This window comes from Kitasatospora sp. NPDC059462 (genome assembly GCF_042749955.1).
Taxonomy (GTDB): Bacteria; Actinomycetota; Actinomycetes; order Streptomycetales; family Streptomycetaceae; genus Kitasatospora.
Genome location: NZ_JBHYUU010000037.1, coordinates 14,325 through 35,202 on the forward strand (window position 1 = coordinate 14,325; position 20,878 = coordinate 35,202).

At 74.7% G+C, this 20,878-nt stretch carries 10 protein-coding genes and 1 pseudogene; 1 reads left to right on the plus strand and 10 read right to left on the minus strand.

The window, feature by feature from the left end; genetic code table 11:
- Nucleotides 1-88 precede the first annotated feature (88 nt).
- Nucleotides 89-4,573, minus strand: a pseudogene (locus ACFXAM_RS12765) (acyltransferase domain-containing protein); the annotation flags it as partial.
- A 317-nt stretch (nucleotides 4,574-4,890) separates the two neighbouring features.
- On the opposite strand from ACFXAM_RS12765, the gene ACFXAM_RS12770 reads away from it, so the two are divergent.
- Complete coding sequence (locus ACFXAM_RS12770) at nucleotides 4,891-6,216, plus strand: MFS transporter (RefSeq protein ID WP_380290326.1); 1,326 nt, start codon at nucleotides 4,891-4,893, stop codon at nucleotides 6,214-6,216.
- Nucleotides 6,217-6,229: 13 nt separating this feature from the next.
- Here ACFXAM_RS12770 and ACFXAM_RS12775 read toward each other — a convergent pair whose 3' ends face one another.
- The 9 genes from ACFXAM_RS12775 to ACFXAM_RS12815 all read right to left on the minus strand — a co-directional run bounded on the left by ACFXAM_RS12775 (nucleotide 6,230) and on the right by ACFXAM_RS12815 (nucleotide 20,845).
- Complete coding sequence (locus tag ACFXAM_RS12775; protein ID WP_380290328.1) at nucleotides 6,230-6,637, minus strand: hypothetical protein; 408 nt, start codon at nucleotides 6,635-6,637, stop codon at nucleotides 6,230-6,232.
- Nucleotides 6,638-6,909: 272 nt separating this feature from the next.
- Nucleotides 6,910-8,496, minus strand: coding sequence for a serine protease (locus ACFXAM_RS12780; protein ID WP_380290330.1), 1,587 nt, complete (start codon nucleotides 8,494-8,496; stop codon nucleotides 6,910-6,912).
- Between the two features lie 70 nt (nucleotides 8,497-8,566).
- Nucleotides 8,567-9,976, minus strand: coding sequence for a hypothetical protein (locus ACFXAM_RS12785; protein WP_380290332.1), 1,410 nt, complete (start codon nucleotides 9,974-9,976; stop codon nucleotides 8,567-8,569).
- A gap of 10 nt (nucleotides 9,977-9,986) precedes the next feature.
- Nucleotides 9,987-13,589 carry a hypothetical protein gene (locus ACFXAM_RS12790; RefSeq protein ID WP_380290333.1) on the minus strand — a complete coding sequence of 1,201 codons (3,603 nt, stop codon included), beginning with the start codon at nucleotides 13,587-13,589 and terminating at the stop codon, nucleotides 9,987-9,989.
- A complete protein-coding gene (locus ACFXAM_RS12795) occupies nucleotides 13,586-15,907 on the minus strand; it encodes a hypothetical protein (protein WP_380290335.1) in 2,322 nt (773 codons plus the stop codon). The genes ACFXAM_RS12790 and ACFXAM_RS12795 overlap by 4 nt, the downstream gene beginning before the upstream one ends.
- 7 nt (nucleotides 15,908-15,914) lie before the next feature.
- A complete protein-coding gene (locus ACFXAM_RS12800; RefSeq protein ID WP_380290337.1) occupies nucleotides 15,915-19,118 on the minus strand; it encodes a DUF6603 domain-containing protein in 3,204 nt (1,067 codons plus the stop codon).
- On the minus strand, nucleotides 19,106-19,660 hold the full coding sequence (locus ACFXAM_RS12805; protein ID WP_380290339.1) for an RICIN domain-containing protein: 555 nt from the start codon (nucleotides 19,658-19,660) through the stop codon (nucleotides 19,106-19,108). Before ACFXAM_RS12805 ends, ACFXAM_RS12800 begins: the two co-directional genes overlap by 13 nt.
- Nucleotides 19,661-19,717: 57 nt before the next feature.
- On the minus strand, nucleotides 19,718-20,233 hold the full coding sequence (locus ACFXAM_RS12810) for an RICIN domain-containing protein (protein ID WP_380290341.1): 516 nt from the start codon (nucleotides 20,231-20,233) through the stop codon (nucleotides 19,718-19,720).
- Nucleotides 20,234-20,509: 276 nt separating this feature from the next.
- Complete coding sequence (locus tag ACFXAM_RS12815; RefSeq protein WP_380290343.1) at nucleotides 20,510-20,845, minus strand: hypothetical protein; 336 nt, start codon at nucleotides 20,843-20,845, stop codon at nucleotides 20,510-20,512.
- Between the last annotated feature and the right edge of the window lie 33 nt (nucleotides 20,846-20,878).

Genomic DNA, 20,878 nt, shown 5'->3' on the forward strand with positions numbered 1-20,878 from the left:
CCGGTGCCCCGGTGGTGAGCCCGGTGAAGTGGGCGACCACCTCGGCGATGCTCCGGCCGTCCAGGAACACCACCGGCGACACCCGGTGCCCGAGCACCGACTGCATCCGGTTGACCAGCCGGATCGCCAGCATGGAGTCCAGACCGAAGTCCCGCAGCGCGGCGTCGGCCTCGAACCGTGCGACCGGTACGCCCAGCGCGTCGGCGAGTTCGGCGAGCACCACCTCCTCCACGGGGCGCCGCTGCGCCGTCGGCGCGGGAGCGGCCGACTCCGCCGCCGCGGCCACCGTCACGGCCGCGACGGCCGGGGCCGGCGCGGGCGCGGCCACGGGGCGGGGCTCGGTGTCGATCCAGTAGCGCTCCTTCTGCCACTGGACGAGCGGGGTCTCCACCAGCTCGACGTCGTCGGCGAACAGCGCGTCGAAGGCCAGCGGCACGCCCCGGACGTACAGCGAGGCGGCGGCGCCCAGCAGGCAGCGGACGTCGCTCTCGCCGCGCCGCAGCGAGTTGACCGCGTGCACCGGGGCGCCGCGGGTGAGCGCGATCTCCCCGACCGCGCCGCGCAGCGTCTCGTGCGGGCCGATCTCGATGAAGGTGCCGACCCCCCGGTCGACCAGCGCGCCGATCGTCGCGGCGAAGCGGACCTGGTTGCGCAGGTTCTGCACCCAGTAGTCCTCGTCGGCGACCGGGTTCACCGCGCCGGCCAGCGCCGTGGAGTGGAAGTCGATGCCGGGCGGCAGCGGGGCGATGCCCTCGATGCCCGCGCGCAGCGGCTGGATCAGCGGATCCATGCCGGGGCTGTGCACCGGCCGTTCCACCCGGATCCGCCGGACCGAGACCCCGGCCGCCCGCAGCTCGGCCTCCAGCGCGTCGACGGCCCCGGGCGAACCGGAGACCGCCGCGCTGGTGGGGCTGTTGACCACGGCGACGGCCGCGTGCGCGGCGTGGCGGGCGAGCCACGGCCGCAGCTCCGCCTCCGGCAGGTCCACCGAGATCATGGCACCCTCGGCGGCCAGGTGCTGGAGCAGCCGCGAACGGGTGACCACCACGCGGGCGGCGTCCTCCAGCGACAGCGCACCGGCCACGCAGGCGGCCGCGACCTCGCCCAGGCTGTGCCCGACCACGGCGGCCGGTTCGATGCCGAGCGAGAGCCAGACCTTCGCCAGCGACACCTGGAGGGCGAACAGCACCGGCTGCTGGACGTCCATCTCCTCGTACCCCGCCTCCTCGGCCGGGGCGGCGAGCCGGTCGAGCACCGCGGGGCCGCCGGCCGCCCGCACGGCGGCGTCGCAGGCGTGCATCCAGCCGCGGAAACCGGCGTGCGAGCGCAGGAGTTCACGGCCCATGCCGACCCACTGGGTGCCGCCGCCCGAGAACACCAGCGCCACCCGGCGGTCGGCGCTGCCGGAGACCGTGCCCGTGACGACGTCGGGGTGCGGCTGCCCGGCGGCGACCCGGGCGAGCCCGTCCAGGACGTCCTGCCGGTCGCGGGCGAACAGGGCGACCCGGTGGCCGTGGTGGCTGCGCCGGGCGGCGAGCGTGTAGGCGAGGTCGCGGACCCGCAGCCCGGGGTCGCGTTCGACGTGGTTGGACAGCTCGCGGCAGGTGTCGCTCAGCGCGCCCGCCGTCCGGGCCGAGACGGTGACGAGGTGCACCTGCCCGTCGGGCACGGCGTCGCCGTGGCCCGGTGCGACGTGCCGCCCCCGGTCGCCCGCCAGGAACGGGTGGGCGGCGACGGGCAGTCCGGCGGCGTACAGGGCGCCGAGCGAGCCGAGCAGCACGTCGGCCTCGTCGGCGCCGCGCCGCAGCGAGGGCAGGGTGGCCGCGGTCAGCAGCTCTGCCGCCGACTTGAGCAGGACGGGGTGCGGGCTGATCTCGACCACCGCGTCGACGTCGTGGTCGCGCAGCCCGGTCAGGGCGTCGACCATCCGGATCTCCCGGCGCAGGTTGTCCGCCCAGTAGTCCGGCCCGAGTTCCGCGCCGTCGACCCGCTCACCGGTGACCGACGAGATCATCGGGACCCGGGCGGTGCGCGGCCGGATGCCGTCGAGCGCGGCCCGCAGCGGCGCGAGCACCTGGTCGACCAGCGGGGAGTGCGGGGCGTGGCCCATCCGCACCCGGTGGCTGGTGACACCCTCGTCGGTCAGCCGCGCCACGAGCGCGTCGATCTCCTCCGGGGTGCCGGTGACCAGGGTGGAGCCCAGCCCGTTGCGGCCGGAGACGGTGAGCCGGCCGCTCAGGTACGGCTCGACCCGGGCCGCGGAGGTCATCACCACGATGCCCTCGCCGCGCCCCACGGCCAACTGCTGGAGCAGTCGCCCGTGGTGGGCGGCCAGCCGGGAGGCGTCGTCGAAGTCGAGCGCGCCCGCGACGTGGGCGGCGGCGAACTCGCCGACGCTCTGCCCGACCACGACGTCCGGCTCCACGCCCAGCGCGCGCCAGGCCTCGGCGAGTGCGACCTGCATCGAGAACAGCAGCGGCTGGAAGACGTCCATGTCGTCGAGGCGGCCCTCGGGGGAGAGCAGCTGCTCGACGATCGAGAAGCCCAGCAGCTCCCGCATCCGCCGGTCGGACGCCATCATGGAGCGCCGGAACACCGGCAGCCCGGCGAGCAGTTGCCGGCCCATGCCGGCCCACTGGGAGCCGTTGCCGGAGAACAGGAACGCCACCCGGGGGCCGTGCCCGGTGGACTCGCCGACGCTCAGCCCGGCGGTCGCCCCACCGGCGGCGAAGGCGTCGAGCTTGCTCCTGAGCTCGGCCATGTCGCGGGCGGTGGCCGCCAGCCGGAACGCGCCGTCGCCGGGGGTGCGGCGGCACAGCGCCCGCAGGTCGGTCCCGTCGCGCAGCGCCAGGGCCCGTTCGGCCAGCTCCTCCCGGGAGTCGGCGGCCAGCAGGAGCAGCGAGCTCTCGGGGCGGGGCAGTTCCTCGACGGCCACGTGACAGATCGCGCCGCCGAAGCCGAAGGAACTGACGCCGCCGCGGCGGGCGTCGGAGCGGCGCGGCCACGGCGTCAGCCGGTCCTGGACGGTGAGGTTGTGGGCGTCGAACATGATCTGCGGGTTGGGCGCGCTGTAGTGCAGGCTCGGCGGCAGCACGCCGTTGCGCATCGACAGCGCGAGTTTGACCAGGCCGACGATGCCGGCGGCGGCCTCCAGGTGGCCCACGTTGGACTTGACGGAGCCCAGCCGCAGCGGTTCCGCGCGGTCGGTGCCGCCCAGCACCGCGCCGATGGCGTTGGCCTCGATCGGGTCGCCGAGGGGCGTCGCGGAGCCGTGGCACTCGATGTAGTCCACGAGGTGCGGGTCGATGCCGGCCCGCCGGTAGGCGGTGCGCAGCATCTTCTCCTGCGCCTGCGGGTTCGGCGCCGTCATGCCGTTGCTCGGGCCGTCGTTGTTCGAGGAGCTGCCCTTGATCAGGCAGTACACCGGCAGGTCGCGCTCCAGGGCCACGCTCAGCGGGGCGAGCACGACCACGCCGGCGCCCTCGCCGCGGACGTAGCCGTCGGCGCGGGCGTCGAAGGACTTGCAGCGGCCGTCCGGGGCGAGCGCGCCCATCTGGTCCATGGCGGTGTAGTAGTCGGAGACGAAACTCAGGTTGACGCCGCCGGCCAGCACCAGGTCGCTCTCGCCGAGCTGGATCGACTGGCAGCCGACGTGCACCGAGACCAGCGAGCCGGCGCAGGCGGCGTCGACGGCCATGCTCGGGCCCTGGAGGCCGAGCAGGTAGGAGACCCGGTTGGCGATGATGCCGTCATGCATGCCGGTCGCGGTGTGCGGGGTGATCTGCGCGTCCGGCCCGCGGTAGTGGGCCAGTGCGGCGTAGTCGCCCCAACAGGAGGCCATGAACACGCCGGTGTCGCTGCCGACCAGGCTCAGCGGCGGGATTCCCGCGTCCTCCAGCGCCTCCCAGCAGAGTTCCAGGACCAGCCGTTGCTGGGGGTCCATCTGGACGGCTTCGCGGGGTGAGATGCCGAAGAACAGCGGGTCGAAGCGGTCGATGCCGTCGATGAAGCCGCCCCAGCGCACCCGGTCGTTCAGCAGCTCGCGCCGTGCGGCCGGGACCGGTCCGACGGCGTCGCCGCCCTCGGTGAGCAGCCGCCAGAAGGCGGAGGGGTCCGGTCCGCCGGGGAACCGGCAGCCGATCCCCACGACCGCGACGGGCTCGTGCGGGGACGGCCGGCGCTCGCCGCGGTCGGTGCCCGGGGCCCGGGCGGCGGCCTGCGGTCCGTCGACGAGGGCCCGGGCCAGACCGTCGACGGTCGGGTACTGCCACATCCATGTGGCAGGTACCTGCCAACCGATGAAGGCGGAGAGCGCGGCCGCGAGGCTCACCGACCTCAGTGAGTCCAGCCCGTAGCGGTGCATGGGCGCCCGGCGGTCCACCGAGGACGGGGAGAGGTCCAAAATTTCGGCAAAACGGGACACCAGGAAGTCCGTCACGGCGGACAGGTCTCGCGCTGCGTGTTCCTGGGGCATGGTGACTCCCTCGGCAGGGCGGATGGAGGAAAGGAAAAAGGGCGGAGCGGGGCGCCGGCGCGGCGCGGCCGAGGTCGGCGAGGGGGCCGACCTGGGCATGACAGATGCAGGCCGCGCACGGGGCGCGCGGGTTCCGGCGGTGCGCAGGGACGGAGGCCGACCCGGCGTCACGCGGCCGGAATCGGATCGACTTGGCGGTACGGGAGGGTGGTCCGGTTCAGCGGTGCCCGGTGTCCTGTCGTCACTGCCCGATGGATGACAGGAGCATGACCTTCTGAAGGGCGCGCTCCGGTATCATAGGCACGAGGCGGGCTGGACACCAGATGATCGGTCCATGCAAGCTGGCCGGCATGGCAGTTGATGGATCTGATATTGCGTCAGTCGATGTCGATGGCTCCTTGTCCGAGGGTTCGCCGGTGCGCAGGCCGGGCCTGGCGCTCGGCGTCCTGGCCGGGGCGCTCGCCCTGGACGTGAGCGGGCTCGGAGTGCTCAACGCCGCCCTGCCGTCCGTCGGGGAGCGCTTCGCACTGGGCGACAGCACCCTCCAGTGGGTCATGACCGCCTACGCGGTCACCTTCGCCGGCTTCCTCCTGGTGGGCGGCCGGCTCGCCGACGTCCTCGGACGGCGGCGGGTGTTCGAGGCCGGGGTCGCGCTGTTCACCGTGTCCGCGCTGGTCGGGGCGGTGGCCCCGGACATCGCGGTGCTGCTGGGCGCGCGCGCCGTCCAGGGGATCGGCGCCGCCCTGTCGGGTCCGGCCGCACTCGCCCTGCTCACCGAGACCTTCCCGGCCGGTCCGGCCCGCAACCGGGCCTTCAGCGTGTACGCGGCGGTCGGCGCCGCGAGCTTCAGCGGAGGGGTGATGCTGGGCGGCGTCCTCACCCAACTCCTCGGCTGGCGCTCGGTGCTGTGGTTCTCGGTGCTGCTGGGCCTCGCCGTGCTGGCCGCGACCCGGGCCGGCCTGCCGGGCGGCGTCGGGCACAGCGGCCGGCTGGACCTGCCCGGCGCGATCACCGGCACCCTCGGGCTCACCCTCCTCGTGGTCGGCGTGAGCAGTGACGGCGCGACGGTGTGGGCGCTGCTCACCGCCGCGGTGCTGTGCCTGGCGCTGTTCGTCGTCCGGGAGCACCGCACCGCCGATCCGGTGCTGCCGCTCGGCCTCTTCCGGCTCGCCTCGGTACGGGCCGCGAGCCTGGCGGCGTTCCTCCAGTACATGGGCTCGGTCGGGATGCTGTTCTTCGCGCCGCTGTATCTGCAGGGCATGCTGGACTACTCGCCCTTCGAGTCCGGTCTGGCGCTGGTGCCGATGTCCGCGGCCGTCTTCCTGACCGCCAACTTCGCCACCGGCCGGCTGCTCGCCCGGTACGCCCCGCGCACCCTGATGGCGATCGGCCTGGTCCTGATCGGTGTCGGCACCGGCCTGTGGCTGGGCACCCCGCACGACGGCGACTACCTGCTGCACGTGCTGCCCGGACTGGTGGTCAGCGGCATCGGACAGGGCCTCAACTTCCCCTCGATGACCTCCGCCGGGCTCACCGGCGTTCCCCCGGAGCGGCACGCCGTCGCCGGGGCGGTGAACGTGGTGACGCAGCAGATCGGGGCCAGCGCGGGAGTCGCGGTGATGGTGCTGGTCGCCGCGACCCGCGACGACCAGCTCGCGGGCTACCACCTCGCCTACGTCACCGCCGCCGTCGCGTGCGTCCTGGGCGCGGCGGTCATCGCCGCCCGGCGGCGGGCGGGCTGAGGCGCCGCCCGGTTCACCCGGGGACGACCGTGGCCCAGGCCCGGGTGCGGTTGAGCTCGGCGTCGGCGATGTACAGCGCGAGGTCCACCGGGGACGTCGTCCACACCCGGCCGGCCGGGGCGGCGCCCACCGCGACGGTCGCGGTCGTCGTGCCGCCGGTGCAGGGGACGCGGACCGAGCCCGTGCCCGACACGGCGGACTGGGTGCCCTGCACGGTGATCGCGGCCCACTGGAACTCCGCGTGGCAGCTGTAGGTCACGGAGACGTTCAGCGTCCGGCCGGCGTCCGCGACGCCGGCGCCGTGGGCGGCGATCGCGACGGGGTAGGCCTGGGCGGGCGCGGCCGCCAGGGCCACACCCGCCACGGCGAGGGCGGCAACGGCGAGGTACCGGGTCGGCGTCGGACGAACGGAAAAGCGCATGGCGATCTGCTCCAGTCGGGAGGTGAGAGCGGGGATTTCCCGCGACCCATGGTGCGTCCCGTTTCCGGACGGAGCGTCGGGAGAATGGCCGGACGACCGAAATGCCATGGCGATATGGCGCGGAGTCGTGCGCGTGTACGCCGTGTCCACCGCGCGTCAACCGCTTTCCCCTAATCTTCCCGGGCCCTTTTCCCGAGCATTTCCGAATGTCCCCCGGGAAAGGGAACGCGCGGTGGCCGGACCGCACCGGCGGCCCGGCCCGGCCACCGGGCTCACCGGGTCCGGTAGGCGTCCAGGACGCTCTGGTCGAGGGTGTTGCCGTCGGCGTCGGTCAGCTCCGCGCGCAGCGAGACCCCGGTACCCGCCGCCGGGTTGCGGACCGTGACGGCCCCGTCCTCCACGGGGAGCCGGGTCCATGAGACGCCGCCGTCGGTGGAGGCCGAGACCGTCAGCGAGCGGACGCGGCCGTCGGCGGCTGCGCCCTGCACGGTGACCGGCACGCGCAGCGCGCTCCCGGCCGGCGCGGTGCCGTCCGCGTCCAGGGCGGGCGCGAAGCGGACGACGCTCACCGGCACCGGGGCCGGCCCGGTGGTCGCGGCGGAGGAGAAGGTCCAGGACGCGTTCACCCGGGTGGTCGCACCGGTCGCGGCCCTGCGGGTCACCGTGGCGGCCAGCCGGTAGGAGGCCGGCGCCGGGGGCACGGTGAACGCGGCGCGTCCGGCCGCGCTGTCCGCGCCGGAGCGGGCGCCGACCAGCACGCCGTCACGGTGCAGCGAGGTGAAGGCGGTGTCGAAGGACGGCGCCGACGGCGCGTGGCCGTCGCCGTCGGCGAGCAGCGGCAGGTTCGCGGTGATCGTGTCGCCGTCGCGGACGACGCCGGCGCCGGCGGGGAGCGCGGGGCCGAAGGCCGGGTTGTCGAAGGTGAGCGTGGTGGTGGTCCCGGCCCGCAGGGCGAGGGCTTCGGCGGAGTAGCGGTTCACCGGCGCGCCGGCGGAGTCGGGGGCCGCGTAGCCGACGTCCCAGGTGCCGCGCCCCGGCGTGACCAGGAAGGTGGCGGTGCCGGGGACCTCCAGCGGCCGCGGGGCGCCGACGGTCGGTCCGGCGGCCGGTCCGGGGGTCGGTGCCAGATCGAGCAGCGCCGTCCCCCCGGCACCCGGCCGGGCGCCGCCGTGGATCCGCAGGGTGGCCAGCTCCTGCGGGGTGTAGTGGCGGGTGAGACCGGTCAGCGCCCGGGTGCCGGAGAAGGTCTCGCCGAGTGCGTGGTCGGCGGTGTCACCCCTCCAGTAGGCGTCGAACCACTGCCGCATCGACCCGGCCTCGACCTCGGGCCCCAGGTGGGCGACGCGCAGGGTCGGCGTCGCCTTGACCGTGCTGGCGGTCCTGGTCCGGCCCTCGTGCGTGACCTCGATGAACATCCCGCTGCTCAGCATGCGCGCCGAGCCGTCGGGCGGCCGCACGTCGACGGGCTCGGTGGTCCGCGCGTCGACGGTGACGGTGGTGTCGCGGTCGAGGTCCAGCCGGGGCTGCACGATCCAGTCGCTGCCGTCCGCCACCCTGCTGGTGTACAGCTCGCTCTCCAGCAGGTACCGGCCCCTGGGCAGCCGCACGGTGGTCACGCCCGAGGCGTCGTACGGCCGCTCCGCGCGGTCGGCGCCGGGGCCGGAGATGCCGGCGACGGTGGTGCGGTACTTCTCCGGCGCGTGGCCGGTGCGGTCCAGGTGCCGGATGGTGAGGGTGTACGTCTCCGGTTCGGCGGCGACGGCCGCGCCGCCCCAGGCGGGCGTCAGGCCGCCGACCAGGGTGACGGCGACGGCCAGCGCCCGGAGGACGTTGCGGCGGGGGAGGGGAATTGCGCTCATGTTCCGACCTGCCCGCAGGAATGCCGGGGTTCCTGTGATCCGGGCCACGTGAATCGGCGGCCGCCGCCGGCTACGTGGTTCCGAGCGGGATCCAGCGGAAGGAGAGCGAAAAAGCGGGCTTGTCGGTCTCGGGCACGTGCAGGGCGGCGAAGCCCAGGGTGAAGCCGGTGCCGGCCGGTACCGGCAGGAGGAAGCTGTCGTTCATCGTCATGAAACCCAGACCCCATTGCTGGATGACGTGTGCCCCGACGTCCGGCTGCCCGGTGACCGAACACGAGATCCGGGCCACGAGGTACACCGACCCTTGCTCGACCAGGGGAACGGTGAGCGCGCCCAGGACGAAGCCGTCCGTGGAGTTCGCGTCGACGGGTCGCGTCCTGGGCTTGCCGTCCTTGGCGGCCGCCGCCAGCTCCTCGTCGGTGGGTGTCCAGAGGTCCTCCGCCGGGCCGAGGAGCCCGGAGAGACGGGCGGTCAGGCGGCCCCGGACGGCTGTGTCCTGTTCGAGCACCGTCGTGCCCGAGACCGTCAGGTCGCCGTGGACGGTCGTGTCCCGGTCGAGGGTCGCCACGCCCGAGACCGCCAGATCGCCTTCGACGACCGCTTCGCCCGAGACCGTCAGCCGGCCGTCCGTGCGGGAGTCGCCCCAGGTGGTGGAGGTCCCGGTGACCAGGAGGTCGGTCGGGTCCTGCTGGGTGCCGAGGGTGACGGGCCCCAGGACGGTGACGGTGGTGTCGAGGTAGTGGCTGACCTGGACCGTTCCGCCGGGGGTGGTGAGGGTGGCCCGCAAATGGAACGTGGTGTCCCGGTAGACCGGCCCGGACTGCCAGGAGTACGTTCCCGGGGCCACGGCGCAGGGCGGTTCGAGGTCGTGGACGATCTCGTACGTGGCCCCTTGCGAGCCTTCCCACAGCAGGGTCACCCGGTCGCCCGGCCGGACGGCCGCGTGATGGCCCTTCGCGTCCGCCTGGTCGACGGTCTGTGGACGGAAGTTGCCGAACTCGAAGCCGTAGGGGGCCTTTCCGACGAGAAAGGAGGTGTGTTTGACGGGCGGCTTGTCGTACTGCGATTCGGCGATGGTGACGGTGGTGACCCCGACCGCGGTGTTGACGTCGATGGTGTCGAAGGTGAACGCGTAACTGGTCCCGGCGCCGAAGGGGATGTAGCCGGCCGTCGCGTCCTTCGGCAGGGCGGTGAACGTCCCGCCGACCGGGGAGAGGGTCCAGTCGTCCGGCGCGGCCGTCGGCCGGATGCCCTCGGGGTGACGGGTCAGGTCCTTCGGGTCGGGGCCGACCTCGACGGTGAAGGTCAGTGAGGCGATGTTCACCGTGTTCCCCGTGCTGTTGGACACGGTCACCACGATCCGGCCGTTGCCGGTGGGGGCGGCCCCCGTTCCCGCGTAGTTGACCTGGAGCGGGACGGGGCGGGTGAACAGCGCGTAGTCCAGGACGCAGGTCGAGCCGGCGGTGCGGCCGATGAACACGGCGGCCCCCTCAGCGGTCCCGGCCGGAGCGGCCGGCGGAGCGCTCGGACACCGCGCCGCGCAGCACCATCCGGCCGTTGCGGGCCACGGGGGGCGTGGGGGCGATCCGGGCCACCGGGTCGGCCGGGCCGACGGGCAGTTCGGTCCAGCCGGGCGAACCGTCGCGCCGGGGCCGGGCGAAGGTCCAACTGCCGTGCCGGGTGGACGGCCGGGGAGCGATGAGCCGTTCGTCGCCGTCGGCGGCCGGCTCGGTGCGCGCGAGCAGCGGACCGACCCGGTAGGAGACCTCCATCCGTGCCAGGGCGGGGGTGACGCGCGCGGCGGGCAGCTGCCAGGCGACGGTGGGCAGGATGTCGGTGGCGGCGTGGACGGCGGCGCGCGGGTCGACGAGCATCGTCACGTGCCGGACCGGTGCGGCTCCCGCGATGTCGAGGGTGAAGCCGGTGCCGATCCGGCTCAGATAGGTCGTCGTCGGCCGGTCGGGAACGGCGACGGCGCGCAGCAGGCCGTAGTCGGTGCCCTCGAAGTAGCCGATCAGACCGTCCCGGAGGTTGTCGGCCGCGCCCAGCCGTACGTTCCACGGGTAGCCGAGGAAGTCCGGTGGCGGTGGCGGGCCCTGCTTGAGGCCGACGACGTACTGCCAGGCCTCCCAACTGGGGTCGTGGAGCGGCGGGCCGTCCAGTTCGAACCGTAGCCGGCCCCGGACGAGAGCGAGCGGGCGGCCGACCAGGACGGTCATGGTGCGGTCGTCCCAGCCGCCGAGGGGGGTGACCGTGTGGAGGGTCTCGTCGACGGCGGCCAGCAGGGCCGTGAACGCGGCTCCGGCGTCGGCGCGGGCGGCGAGCGCGGTGAGGAAGCCGTGCAGGTGCGGGAACGGGGCCGCCAGGGAGTCCAGGGACGGGAAGGCGCTGCCGGGGGCGGGCTCCCAGAACAGGCTGTCGTCGTCGGCGGTCCGCAGTTCGCCGAGCGGGCCGCCGTCCGGGCCGTGGGCGGCCAGGGCCCGGTCCAGGTGGTTCGGCAGCAGCCAGCCGCAGATCTGCGTGGCCGAGGAGTGGGGGGCGACCACGACGTCGTCGGACCGGGCCGAGAGCCAGTCGGTGCACAGCCGGGCGGCCTGGAGCAGGCGCGGGCGCAGGGAGACCATGCGGAACGCGGGCGGGACGACCGCACGGCCGTCGTCCAGGGAGGCGGAGGCGGACACGTACAGCCGCTTCTCGGCGCTGCGCAGGGCGGTGTCGCCCTTGCCGGGCGTGCCGGTGGTGGTGTCGGGGTCGATGACGTTGCAGACCTGGCCGAACTGGTCCACGACGTGCAGTTCCGAGAAGTAGAACTGGCCGCTGCGGGTCTGGAGGAGCTGCGACGGGGCCCAGACGTCGCCGGCGGGCGGCCGGCCGGGTGTCGGGGCGGTGTGGTGCTCTCCCGCGAGGAGTGCGGGCAGCGACCCGGGGCCGGCGGCGGCCTTCGGGTCGTACGGGTGCATCCGGGTGGCCGGATCGCGCAGGGCCATCCGCCGGGTCATCCCGCCCAGGACCTGGCTGATCACGTCCCAGCCGGTCACCTCGGCCTCCAGGTCCAGGAGTTCGGGCGTCAGCACGCCGGGGTTGTTCTCCCGGTAGCGCCGCACCTGCGCGGCGAGGTTGAACACGGCGTGGGGGGTCAGCAGGACGCGGGCGTGCTCCTCCCGGTAGTCCTCGGGGGACGGGACCGGGGAACCGTTCCAGGTGTAGGTGTGCCCGTCGAAGGTCCAGTGGGTGCCATCGGAGTCCTGGTAGGGCAGGGAGTAGTGGAACGCCCGGTAGGTGAGGAAGAGGGGCTTCCACGGCTGGGTCCAGGCGGTGGTGCCGTACTGCGGCAGGATGCCCGTCACCCTGGTGGGGTCGGCGACGGCGGCGGCGAGCACGCCGGCGGTCAGGGCGCGGTCGAGGATCCAGAACTCGGTGAGCAGCCGGTGCACCGTGTCGGCGTGCGGGTGGTGGTCCAGGGTGCCGGGAAGGCCGGCCTCGGGCCCGGGAACGGCGCCGGCGACGGCGGTGACGAGGGAGGCGGCGAGCCGGCACTCGACCTCGGTGCGCAGATCGGGCAGCGGCGCGGGTGAGATGCCGTGCAGCATCACGACCGGATCGGCGGCCCGGTGGAAGCCGGGCAGCGGGACGCGGCGCAGGACGCGGGCCCTGACGTCCCCGCCGTGCAGGGCCAGATAGGCGTCCGCGGCCGCGGCGAGCGTGGCGGGGGTGTCGCCCCAGGGCACGTGGTCGGGGTCCCCGGTGGCGGTGCGCCGGCGCTCGATGTCCGCCGCCGCGGCGGCGACGCGGGCGGCGAGGCTCTGCGGCACGCCGGGGTCCACGGCGGCGGGGAAGGCGTCGCCGTACTGGTCCGGCAGACCGGGGTCGAACATGAGCAGCCAGACGTCGTAGAGCTGTCGGCGGAGCGCGGTGAGGGCGCGGTCGCCCTGGTCGTGCGCGGTCTGGGCCCGGTCGAGGGTGTCGAGCAGTTCTTCCTCCCCGGCCGTGACCGTGCTCGCCACCGGCCCGGTGTCGTCGCCGCGGTCGCGGTCGCGGATCTCCCAGGACCAGCCGCCGGGTGCGGCGGCGAACCAGGAGCTGTGGACGGCGTCGTCCACGACGGCGGGGCCGTCGTGGTCCAGGCTGTCCAGGAGGCCGTACTGGAGGGCTTCGAGCGCGGCGATCTCCGGCCGGGGCGCCCGGGTGGCGCAGAGCAGCGCGGTGAGGGCGTCGGCGGAACTGCTGCCCACGCCGACGTCGACGTTGACGCCGGCGGGCCGGGGCGAGGGCGGCATGCGGCCGGTGTCGGTCCAGCGGTCGCCGTTGAGGTCCCAGGTGAGACCGAGGACCCGTCCGGTGTAGAGCGCCGCGTTCGGGGGCGCGGGGAGCCGGCCGCCGGCGACCGTCCAGTGGAGCTCGGACGGGTCCGCCGTCACGCTGAGCGGGTCGTCGTCGGGGTCCGCGTGCCATCCGGTGACCAGGTAGCAGAGGTCCGCGGTCGGCTCCACGTCGTCCAGGGGGTCGTGCAGGGACAGCACGTTCTCGTTGTGCGGCTGGAAGGTGGTGAAGGCGACCTGGCCGGGACCGGCGGCGGTGACGAACGAGGGGGCCGGGTGCGGGTCACCGTCCCAGTTCTCCAGCGGGACGGCGCGGCCGATGAAGCGGGTCGGCCCGGCCGGCCCGTCGGCGGCCGCACCTGCACCGGGTGTCCAGCCGGGGTTCAGGAACGGGGTGGTGCAGCCGTCTCCGTAGCGGTCGCTCTCCACGATCCAGCCGCGCGCCGTGCGGCCGTCGGCCGGACCCCAGCCGCGCACGACCAGCCACCGGTTGGGGATGCGGGGGAACTCGGCGGCGTGCCCGGACGCCGGGCCGAGCCGGCTGTGGCGCAGCGCACCCGGCAACTGCCACTGGAGGTACACCCCTTGGCGGATGTCGGAGGTGAGCGTGGAGTTGTCCGGCGACTCGCCCTGGAGCAGCAGCCGGTAGTCCGGTTGCCACCGCTCGAAGGTGCGGCTCTGCAGCATGGGCGGGTTGACCAGCAGGGCGTCGACCTCGATCGGGACGACGAGCGGGACGGGCGAGGGGGTGTGCACCGGGTGGCGTCCCTTCACGACGAGGGGTGCTGGAAGGTCATCTGGAGGGGCGCGGCGAGGAGTTGCAGGGCGAAGCCGGCCGGACCGAGCGGGCCGTCGGGCGCGTGGGCGCCGAGCAGCGTCCGCAGGTCCGTGCCGAGGTCCGCCGTCCGCAGCACCCGGGGCAGGCCCGCGCCGGACTCGCGGAAGTGGCCGGCGAGCGGCTGGTAGAGGCCGAGCAGCGTGCCGACGCCGGTGACGAGCTCGCGCAGCTGCAGGTGGTCGCCGTGCGTGCCGTCGTCGTACCGGTAGCCGAGGTGCATGGCCTGCGGCGGCTCCGCGACGTCGATCGCGTCGAGGAGTCCGTCGACGGCGATCAGCAGGACGTCGGGCGCGAGGACGTCGGCGCGCACCACCGTGAGCGCGCCGCTGCCGCCGCCGGGGAGCGTGCCGCGGACCCGGACCCGCAGGGCGGGCCAGGTGGGCACCAGGGCGGAGCGGACCAGGAAGCCGGTCACCGCCCGGGGCAGCCCGGCGAGCGCCGCCGCCGCGATCCGGTCGTTGGCGGCGAGGTCCAGCGAGGTGCCGGAGCCGACGCTCAGGGCGCCGTGCACGAGGGCGCTCTGCCAGCCGGGGTCGACGTGGAACAGCCGCAGGCTCTCGTCGGGCAGGGCCCGGCCGTCGGGCACCAGGTGGTCGAAGGGGACGGGCCGGAGCAGGGCGAGCCGGTCGAGCCAGTCCAGGACGGCGGCCTCCGAGGTGGCGGCGACCGCCCCGAGGGCCCGCCGGAACCCCTCGTCGGCGAGGCAGGCCCGCAGCCGGTCGGAGGCCGGGCCGTGGTCGCCGGGGCCCGGCGGCGGCCCGGGGTGGTCTCCCAGTGCGCCGGGGCCGTGCGCAGGCCGCGCCTGGGGGACGAGGCCGGCCAGCCGGCCACCGGGCACCGAGGCCTGGAACACGCCCCGGGCGGCGCGCGGGTCGAGCAGCGCGGCGGCGTCCCGCCTGCCGGCCAGCACCGCGCCGGTGCCGCTGAGGCTGCCGTGGCGGCGGCCCGGACGGGCGGTCAGGGCCCGGCCGAGGGCCTGCCGCACGGCGCCGCGCCAGGTCATCAGCGCGGTGGTGAAGGCGTCGTCGGCCATCGCGAGGGAGCGGCCGAGGGTCCAGGCGGCGGCGTAGCCGACGTCGAACACGCCGTCGTGCTGGTCGTAGACCAGCCAGGCGTCGGCGCTGTAGGGCGCGGTGGGCGTGGGCGGCACGGCGGCGGGGGTGGCGGTGAGCGGCCCCCGGTACCAGGCGTAGCTGTGCTCGCCGGTCGGCAGCTGGTGGGAGACCGGGACGAAACCGCGGGTGAGCCGGTCCCCGAGGTCGCCGACCGCGTCCTTGGGGTCCAGCCGCAGGGTGAGGGCCTCGGGGTGGGGCGAGCCGGCGGCGGCGAGCCGCGCCATGACGGCGCCGAAGTGCGGGCCGACGTCGGGGAGCGAGCGGAAGGTCCAGGAGTGCAGGGCGACCAGGCGCAGCGGGGGAGCGCCCGCGCCGGTGGCGGTGTCGGAGGTGGGCAGCCGCTCGGCGTGCCCTTCGAGCGAGACCAGGTGGACGGCGTACTGCCCGCCGGCGGGATCGGGGAAGCGGTTGGCGAGGACGACGCCGTGCAGGCCGGGCTGCTGCGGGTCGTCCGCGTCCACCGGCCCGGCGTGCCGGGGCGCGGCGCGCACGACGCCGTGGACGGAGCGGGAGCGGGCCCGGGCGGCCAGCGCCGGGAGGGACTGCGGCTCGTCGCCGCCCAGGCGCAGATGGGCCAGCAGGTGCAGTTCGTCGAGGCGGGGCGCGACCCGGGCGAACAGCCCGGCTGGGACGTCGATCGTGGCGCAGTCGCTGTCCAGGACGTCCGCCTCGATGCTCGCGGGATCGATCACGGGGACGACGGCTTCGGCCGGGGGCGTGGCGAGGAGGTCCCTGACCTTGCGGGTGTCGGTGCGCCCGGTCGCCTCCGGGTCGCCGGGCAGTTCCCCCGCGCCGAACAGCAGCAGGGCGAGGAACGGCGTCTTTCGGGGGGCCGTGCCGCCGAGCGCGGTCTGCCAGGGCAGTTCGGGGTGGTCGAGGGTGAGGTGCGGCAGGACGTCGTCGAAGGTGCCGACGCAGCCGTGCGCGGGGTGGGCGGAGTGCACGGCGCCGGGCGGGAGGCGGAAGCGCGGGGTGCGGACGTCCAGGGTGCGGACGACGGGATCCCCGAAGTAGGCCTTGGCGGCGGGGTCGTCGATGTCGGGGAGGTCGTGGGTGACGGTGACCCGGTAGAGGCCGGCCTCGACCCGGGGGACGGCGTTGTCCCGGAAGGCGTAGTCGGTGCTGGGGAGCGTGGTCATCGGCGGGTCAGGTGCCTTCCGGGAGGAGCAGCGGAGCGGCTGTCAGGTCGTGCCCCGCGAACGCCGGGTAGCGGACGAGGGGGTCGTCGTCGCCGGGGGCGTAGCCGAGGGCGGCGAGCCGGGTGCGGAGCCCGGACCGCCGTGCGGTGCGGGTGTCGTCGGCGATCTGGCCGGCGATCGTCCGGGGCGTGTCGGCCACCTGCCGGGGCGCGGGGCCGTCGGGGACGTCGGTGCCGTCGTAGGGCATCGGGCCGGTCATGGGATCGCGGGCGAATCGCTCGGCGGGCGCGGTGAACGGGTCGGGGGCCAGGGCCGGGTCCGGGAACGCGATGCGCAGACCGTCGTAGTGGCCGACCAGTCCGGAGCCGTTGAGCGTCAGGTCGCCGCGGCCCCACAGCGAGACGGGGCCGGTGCCCGGCACGGCGGTGGCGGGCCAGGCGGAGGTGTCGACCGCCGTGCCGTCCGCGCCGGTGACCGTGACGGTGTGCACCGAGTCGCTCTCCCGGTCGAGCGGGCGGATGTAGAGCTTGTCGTCGGCGTCCGCGCCCGGATCCGTGATCAGGCGGTCGCCGAGGAAGAGCCGGGTCGCCGGTACGGCGGCGGAGGTGCCGAAGACGAACCGGCGGTTGCCGGTGATCCAGGGCGGCGGGGCCTGCGGATCGGCGAGGGCCTGCTCGTCCTCGTCCGGGGTGGTCGGCATCTCCTTCATCTCGGTCCAGGTCCGCTTGGCGGAGGCCTGGGGCGGCAGCCGGCTCTGGAAGGCGGTCCAGGACACCGCCTTGTGGTCGGGGCTCGGGTCGCCGAAGTCGAAGGCCCAGGAGAGGAACCAGAGGTGGACGTCGGCGTGGCCGCCCGCCGGGGGCGACCACCAGTCGAGGTCGACGCCGACCTCCACGCTGACGGTGACGTGCACGAAGGCGACCGAGACGGTGGCCTGCACCCCGATGGTGACCCCGACGGTGATCTCGGCGTACAGGGGGTTCCACTCGAAGAGGCCGTCGAGGTGCGCGGTCAGCCATGCCTTGAAGGAGCCCGACTCGTACACCAGGGCGAGGGACGCGCCGAACATCAGCCCGTTGGGCGTGACGGTCGCGTACGCCTCGCCCCGGACGTGGGTCCTGTCGTCGATCGTCCAGTTGAGGCCCAGCCGCGGCACGGCCGGGTACCGGTCCGGCTTGTCGTAGGCCGGGTGGTAGCCGCCGAAGCTGACGACGAAGTCCCCGTGGTACGGGCTGGGATCGATCCAGGAGCACACCGCCAGGCCGCCGGTGAGCCGGGCGTACTCGGAGACGACCCAGGAGTTGGAGCCGAGTTCGGCGGAGAGCTGCAGCAGTCCCCGGGAGTGCACGTACGACGCGGCGGCGGCGAGCTCGATGTGCGCCACCTTCGGGGTTTCCCCGGCGTCGCCGGTGACCGCGTCGGCCGGCTTCCTGGGCAGGTCGCAGATGCCCAGCGCGGACAGCGAGACCACCAGGTCGTCGCCGAACTCGACGAGCAGGGTGGCGCGCAGGTCGACGAACTCGACGATGCTCGCCCGCAGCCCGCCGGCGATCCAGTACTCGCCGCGTTCCGGGGCCACCCAGGGCGGCGCACCGCCGGTGAGGACGTTCAGCACGTCCATCGGGCGCGGATCGAGGCCGCCGAACACCGCCGGGTCGTCCACGCCGCGCAGCAGCGGGAACTTGTCGAGCTCCGCGACACCGGGCAGCCGGACCCGGCTGTTGTAGCCGCCGCCCAGGCAGACGCCCTTGACCCGGAACCACGGTGGGCCCAGGCCCCCGCTCTCCTTGCCGACGGAGAGGCTGCCGAACAGGAAGAAGGAGGAGAAGGGGTCGCTGGTGGGGCGGGCGTAGGCCCCGACGACGGTGGCCGCCAGGGAGGGCAGGGTCAGCAGCCCGGCGCCCTCGACGAGCGGGTCGAACTGCGCGTCGGAGCGGTGGCGCAGGGCTGCCAGCAACTCGACCGGGCCGGCCTCGACCTCCACACCCAGGCCGCCGATCGTCGGCTTCTGCGTGCCGTGGCCGGTCCCCAGGAGGCAGTAGGCCAGCCCGAGCCGGTGGAACTGGAAGACGACCGGGCCCAGGGCGAGGGTGAGGTCGACGGCGATCGTGAGGGTGCCGCCCTGGTATCCCAGGCTCACCGTGTCCAGCCGCAGCGGCCCCTCCGAGGCGGGCCGGGGGTGCTGCTCGGCGTCGGCCTCGGGCGGGAACTCCGACCCGGTGTCCTTGGACAGCGCGCCGAGCTGGACCTTCAACGCCTCCGTGCGGACGCTGCCGAGCGTGTAGCCCAGCGTCGCGATCGCGCCGGCCTCCAGCGGAGCTCCGGGGAGCCCGGGCACCTGGCGCCCGGTGGCGCCGACGGTCTCCCGCAGGATCTGGCGGAACTCGCCGAGCTTGTCCTGGTCGAGCTTCCTGCGGACGAAGGTCAGCCCGGCGTCGGAGACCACCAGCCCGGCCGTGGACGGGATCAGGTGGGACAGCGGGGAGAGCGAGGGGATGTCCCAGCCCAGTTCGGCGGTGACCACGGTGATTCCCCACAGCAGGGGGTCGATCCACTGCAGCACCGCCACCCAGCCGACCTGGTGGCCCTTGGCGAGTTGGAGGGTGCCGGTGATCACCGTCGCCTTCCTGGCCGGATCGTTGCCGATCCACAGGTCGGTGAGCGCGATGTCGAGGTCCTGCGCCAGCTCGAACCCGAACGCCTTGGCGCTCTTCGCGAGGGTGAGGCCGCCGGGCGTGGTGACCGTGCCGGAGCCGTCGAGGGCGAAGGTGTAGGGGGTGCCGTCCGTCGTGGCGGTGAGGACGCCGCTGCCGGTGGAGTCCTGGCCCTGGAGGAGCAGCGCGGGGGAGGTGAGCGTGCCGGCCTTCTGGAGCGTGCCGTAGTCGTGGACCGTTCCGTCGTCGGTGGTGACGGTCCAGCCGGAGGCGAGCGGGAAGGTGAGGGTGTAGCCGCCGACGCTGTCGGAGGCGGCGGTGAACACGGCTGTCACGGTCGTCGCGCCGTGCTCGCCCGGCAGGGTGACGGCGCCGGAGGCCGTCAGCTCGTCCTGGTCCGTGGCCGCGCCGGTGATGGTGAGCGTGCCGCCGGTGAGGTACCTGCCGAACACCGTGCCGGACGCGCCCACGCCGAGTTCGGTGCCGGTCAGGGTGAAGGTCCCGCCCTGGGCTTCGGAGAGCCGGGCCCGCAGGTCCTTCAGTGTCATCGCGGCCATGGACGGCTCCTGTCGGGTGGCTGGGCGGACGGTGACGGTGACGCGGGCTCGATCACCGGCAGCCACACGTCGTCGGCGCCGTCGGAGTCGCAGGGCCAGAGCATCACCGGCTTCGTGGCGTCGGGGGCAGCGAGGCAGAACGGCGTCTCGTCGCTGCGGATCCGGAAGCCGCCCGCCCGGGGGACGAACCGCCAGTGGGTGATCTGCGACCCGGCGCAGTCGGCGCTCACGACCGGCGTGCCCTGGCCGCCGTCCGGGGCGGAGACGCAGCGGATGCCGCCGTCGCCGATGATGTACGGGCCCGTGCCCGCCCGGCGGCCGATGAACCAGCGCTGGCCGGTGAGCTGCGCGTCGAAGCCCCGCACGACCAGGGGGCCGCCGGGGTCGGTGAGGGCCTTGGTGGGGTCCGAGGCCGGCCGGACGGTGACCCAGTCGGCGGTGGGGGCCGGATCGGCGGAGGCCGGTGCCTGGCAGCCGGCCGCGGCGAGGGGGAGTGCGGCGGCGAGGGAGAGGGCGAGCCACCGGCGGACTACCGTCGTCACGGGCCCGAGCCTAGGAGCCGCCGTCGTCGTCCCCGGCGCGGCGCGCGGGGCTTCACCTCATCGGGGCTCGAAGACCGGCAGCCAGATCTGGTCGTCCGGGTAGTTGCCGTAGAGCCACAGGATGATCTGGTCGCTCTCGTTGCTCAACGTGTCGAAACGGGCCGAGGTGCCCCCGGCGTCGGCGATCAGGAATCCGGTGCCCTCGCGCACCAGCTTCCACAGCCGATGGGAGTACTGGGCGGAGTCACAGGCCATCAGCGCGACCCAGCTGTAGTCCTCCGTGCTGTTGGTGGCCAGGCACGAGCTGCCGCTCGGGTCCCTGATGGTGTAGGCGCCGTTCCCGTCCGGGCGCAGCAGCCACCGCTGGGCCGTGTGGTCCGGTGCCTCGGCCTTCGCGTAGGCCTGGTCGCCCTCCGCCGTGGAGGTGAGGAACATCGTCGGACGGGCTGCCTGGCGCAGCGTCACCAGGGAGTCCGGCGCCGTCGCGCGGGCCGGCTGCCCGAGGGGGCCGGTCGCCGTCACCCCGGCGAGCACCCCGACGGCCGCCGCCCGGCTCCACCTGCTCGACAGCATCCGCACCTCGGCTCCTCCGCTCCCGGCCCGGGCGGGCGTCACCGCCGCGGAGGCCGTCCGGGTGCGAACCTAAGGCCCCCCTCCGCCGGCGGCAACCGCTGGCGCTGCGGGCCGGCGGGGCGGGCACCTGGTCGGCTCGTCCCATGGCCGGAAGGCCTTGGACCTTCCCGCTGTGCGACGCCCCGGCGGCCCGCTCCCGGTCCCGCGCCGGGGAGGGAGCGGGCCGGCCGCGGTCGGGCCTGGGGCCCCGGGGGTGACTGCGGCCGGCCCGCGGTCTCAGCAGCTGTCGCCGAGCTTGGTGACCCAGAGCAGGCCCGGGTCGGACATGGTCTGGGTGGCGCCGGCCGCCACACAGAAGCGGTCGGTCCAGCCGTCGATGTAGTACGCGCTGATCTTGACGGGGTGGGTCTCGCAGTTCCGCCAGTACCGGTAGCTGGAGTCGCGGGACTCCCCGCAGGGCAGCTCGGTCGCGACGCCGGAACCGGCGGTGACGGTGGTGGCCGTGGTGGTGGCCGTGGTGGTGGCGCCCGCGGGCATCACCGGGACCAGGAGCGCGGCGCCCGTCACCGTTGCGGTGAGGGCCGCCTTCAGGATGTTCCGATTGATCTGCATGGCCGTCACCGTCACAGCCCGGCCTGTATTTTC

What these genes read in the sequence shown, in the direction of transcription:
- ACFXAM_RS12775 (WP_380290328.1), bottom strand. Translation starts at nt 6,637, where the DNA reads ATGCGCTTTTCCGTTCGTCCGACGCCGACCCGGTACCTCGCCGTTGCC.
- ACFXAM_RS12780 (WP_380290330.1), bottom strand. Translation starts at nt 8,496, where the DNA reads ATGAGCGCAATTCCCCTCCCCCGCCGCAACGTCCTCCGGGCGCTGGCC.
- ACFXAM_RS12795 (WP_380290335.1), bottom strand. Translation starts at nt 15,907, where the DNA reads ATGACCACGCTCCCCAGCACCGACTACGCCTTCCGGGACAACGCCGTC.
- ACFXAM_RS12800 (WP_380290337.1), bottom strand. Translation starts at nt 19,118, where the DNA reads ATGGCCGCGATGACACTGAAGGACCTGCGGGCCCGGCTCTCCGAAGCC.
- ACFXAM_RS12810 (WP_380290341.1), bottom strand. Translation starts at nt 20,233, where the DNA reads ATGCTGTCGAGCAGGTGGAGCCGGGCGGCGGCCGTCGGGGTGCTCGCC.
- ACFXAM_RS12815 (WP_380290343.1), bottom strand. Translation starts at nt 20,845, where the DNA reads ATGCAGATCAATCGGAACATCCTGAAGGCGGCCCTCACCGCAACGGTG.